The sequence below is a fragment of the Pseudoalteromonas sp. S4741 genome, assembly GCF_005886135.1.
Taxonomy (GTDB): domain Bacteria; phylum Pseudomonadota; class Gammaproteobacteria; order Enterobacterales; family Alteromonadaceae; genus Pseudoalteromonas; species Pseudoalteromonas tetraodonis.
In genome coordinates, this window is record NZ_PNCN01000127.1 from 1 (window position 1) to 3317 (window position 3317).

General features: G+C 41.1%; 2 protein-coding genes. Both read right to left on the reverse strand.

The window, feature by feature from the left end:
• Positions 1-260: 260 nt before the first annotated feature.
• The gene (locus CWC30_RS15430; protein WP_138627539.1) at positions 261-2789 is read right to left on the reverse strand and encodes a TonB-dependent receptor plug domain-containing protein; all 2529 of its coding nucleotides are present in this window, start codon (positions 2787-2789) and stop codon (positions 261-263) included.
• A gap of 270 nt (positions 2790-3059) precedes the next feature.
• On the reverse strand, positions 3060-3317 hold a 258-nt coding region (locus CWC30_RS15435; protein ID WP_171034735.1), incomplete at its 5' end, for a transposase.

Here is a 3317-nt window from a genome sequence, read left to right on the forward strand (position 1 = left end):
ACTTAACCTGAACTTTGGTTAAGAGATTTACTAACGTATTGAATCAAAATTGATATTTATGTTTATTTTCTCTAGCCAGAGATTTCCAGTGAAAACAAGGCGAAATTACGCGTCAATAGCTCGCCTATTGCAAGTAAATTCAACGTAGTTAGCGCTGTAAATAGCTGCTTGAGATAGATTTATTATCCAGAGTTCAGGTTAAATATATTTTAGCCATAAAAAAAGCGCCGTTTATAACGGCGCCTATTTAGCTTATAAAATTAAAAACTAAAGCTTACTTTTGCGTAGTAAGTGCGACCATCAAAGCCGTAGGGTACGGCACGTAACGGGTATTTAAATGCCCCATTTGAAATAGCGTTTAATACTTCATCATCGCCTAATTCATCCGGTGTTTCATCAAATACATTGTCTGCACCTACCGATAACGCAAACATATCGTTAATTTGATAACTTACATTTAAATCCACTAATACGGCTGATTCTACCGTACTGGTTGCTTTAAATGAGCCATCTGTTGCAAGTTCAATATGGTCATTACCAAAGTACTTCACATCGGTTTCGCCAAAGTAATTAAAGCGGATCATTGAGCTATACGCGTCACGCTCATAATCAAACGTTAGCGTTGCACGTTCGCCCGGCTGCCCATCAGTTAAAAAACTACTTTGAATATCATCAAGTGCTACATTTTCAGGAATACCCGGTGCTGCATTAACACTGTCAATTTTAGTTTCATTTAAATTACCAGCAAACGTAGCAGAGAAATTACCGCCATATAAATCGGTACGATAGGACGCAATAATGTCAACACCCTGCGTTGTTGAATTCACTGAGTTTGAAAAGTAGTTCGCTTGTACTGCACCCGTTGCCTGTAGCGCGGCAACTGCATCAGGACTAAATGCCACATCATCAGCTGATAACAAGCTGCCCAGTGTAATACGGTCTTCAATTTCTACACGGTAAAAATCCACAGTTAACGATAAATCGCTCGTTACATCATAAACAAAGCCTGCACTGTAGTTCGTTGATGTTTCAAGCTTTAAGTTATCAACGCCTAATGCAGCTGGAAATGCAGAGCCTGTTGTTGCTGTAAACGACTGGCTTAACGTGCCGTCAGAACCTAAGTTAGTGGTAAACGCAGTGTAACCGCTTTGCTGTAATGATGGCGCTCTAAAACCTGTTGATATCGCACCACGTACCGCAAAATCATCGTTAAATTCATAACGCGTGGCTACTTTACCAATTATGTCGTCACCCGCATTAGAGAAATCTTCGTAACGAAGTGCTCCGCTAACATTCCACGCATCGGTAACCATGGTTTCTGCGTCAATATAAACGGCGTAGCTATCGCGATCACTTTTATTTGATGCTTCAGGGCGAAGGCCGTTGTAGGCTTGAAAACCACATTGTGCAAATTGATTCGGATCGTTCACTGATGGGTATGAAGTATCTGTGTTAGCAGCGCCACACGCGTATGAGGCTTCTTCACCGGGTACAATTTCATAGTTTTCTTTACGGTATTCAGCACCAATTGACACGTACACAGGCTCACTGCGGCCAATATCAACAATCCCGTTCACATCCGCGTTGAATGTTGTTTGGTCAAACCTAAAGCCACCCGAATACCCCTCAGTTGGTCCTGCATTTGCAGCAATATCGGCATCACTTGCACCTGGGTTATTAAATAAATACTCAGCAGCATAAGAGGCATTTAATGTATTGCGTGATGTAAAGTCGTATTGGTTTTCACCATATACCGCCGATACATCGTAATTCCAATCAGGGTTAATATCGCCTCTAAAACCAATTGAAACAGAGATATCCTGTGCTTCATTGTCTATTTGCGGTAAAAATCCATCGCTATAGACTTGAATTACGTTTTTAGATGCTTCATTAAAGTTACGATAAAAGCCGTTACCTAGTGCAGTACGCTCGGAATAACCACCAAATGAATAAAGCTCACCCTCACTTACTGGCAATGCCATATTGTAAAATACCGAAGTAAATTCACTCTCTGCATTACCTTGTCCCCAACGAACTTCGTCCGATAAAGTACCTGGTGCGACATTAAGCGAACCTCCAGTATCTCGCTCGGCACGATTGGTTTTATCTGCATCGCGGTACTCAAGCGATAAATTAATAAAACCACCTTCGTTGCCTAGTTCAAAACCACGATTTAAACCTGCAGAAATTGTTTCCCCATCGCCTTCTGCCGTTTCACCGTATTGCACATAACCTGTGGTTAAATCTGTTGAGTTATTAAGTGATAAATTGATAACCCCCGCAATCGCATCTGAGCCGTACTGCGCCGCCGCACCATCACGTAAAACCTCAACCCCTTTTAAGGCAATAAGCGGGATCGCATTCATATCAGTCCCCGCAGAGCCACCGCCCACGGTACTAGTTAAACCAAAAATAGATTGATTATGGCGGCGCTTACCGTTGACTAAAACCAGCGTTTGATCTGGCTGTAAACCGCGTAATGTTGCTGGGCGAAATAAATCGGAACCGTCAGAAACTTGTGTACGAGAAAAGTTAAACGATGGCGCTGTCGCTTGCAAGCTTTGCCCAAGCTCGGTAAAGCCGCCTTTGTTTAAATCATCCGCGTCAATTAAATCAATAGGTGATGACGACTCTGTTGCTGTTCGGTTAGAAACTCGCGACCCTAACACAGATATTTGCTCGATATTCTTTTCAGCTTGAGCAGGCGCTTCTTGTGCATTAACCACACTTGGTGCACTGAAAGCAAAAGCAACCGCTACTGCCAAGGTGTTTAAACGATATGTTGACATAATGATGACCCTGTTTTGTGTATTCTTATAATGTGTGTGGGGTATATTCCTGCATCCCATTGCTAACATCCTAGCAACATACACAAACAAAAAGAAACAGAAATTTGATAAAATTAGCATAAGAATGCAAATAGCTTTAAAAACAGGAAAATAACATCTATAAAAGCTCAAAATACAACCAAAGTTGCAATTTAATATCACACCCCCCAAAGTTAATACAATGTTAATATTGAGATTTTATGCATAATTAACCTCAGATCTGCATAAGAATTAAAGCCGAGTCACTTTTATACTCGGCTTTTTAGTCTGAAAAGTATAGGCAATTAATCCAGCCATTAAATTAACCATAAATGAGATGCCGCTGCGGTGCCTTGTGTGGTCTATTTGAGCCATATTTTTCAGCTGGTCGAAAACTGATTCGATGATGAAACGCTTTGATAACATCGCTCTATACCAAGATGATAGTGGCTGGCGTTTCATATTACTTCTTTGACCTGTAATAAAATCAATTCCTTGCTCAGCAAGTTC